This window comes from Corallococcus sp. CA041A (genome assembly GCF_003612075.1).
GTDB lineage: Bacteria > Myxococcota > Myxococcia > Myxococcales > Myxococcaceae > Corallococcus > Corallococcus exiguus.
Genome location: NZ_RAWF01000761.1, coordinates 1 through 389 on the forward strand (window position 1 = coordinate 1; position 389 = coordinate 389).

Genomic DNA, 389 nt, shown 5'->3' on the forward strand with positions numbered 1-389 from the left:
TGTCAGGAGAGTCAAACTCAAAATCTGACATATCATCCTCTGGCTTGTCTTTGTTAGAGAAGTTTTTCTTGAACATACACTACACCTTACACGGACGAACGTCGATTGTCAAATCACTTACAGCCAGCCTCAACCCAAGCACTCAGAGCGTAGTACGTATCAGGGCCAAGAATGCCGTCAACATACGTTCCAACCTTCTTCTGAATGGCCTTGGCTGTCTCTGGGCCAATGATACCATCAGCCGTAACACCCATCTTCTTCTGTAGAGCCTTTGTGGTCTCTTTACCGTTAATACCGTCTACAGCAAGACCGCCAACCTTCTTCTGAAAGGCTAGAACAGCCCAAGGCTCAGTAGTTGGCTTACCAACCCAAGGCACACGGTATCCAGT

General features: G+C 47.6%; 1 protein-coding gene. It reads right to left on the minus strand.

Features of this window, described 5'->3' with window-relative positions; translation table 11 throughout:
* Positions 1-113 precede the first annotated feature (113 nt).
* Positions 114-389 (minus strand): peptidoglycan-binding protein (locus tag D7V77_RS44175; protein WP_199734038.1); only part of this gene is annotated, 276 nt, incomplete at its 5' end.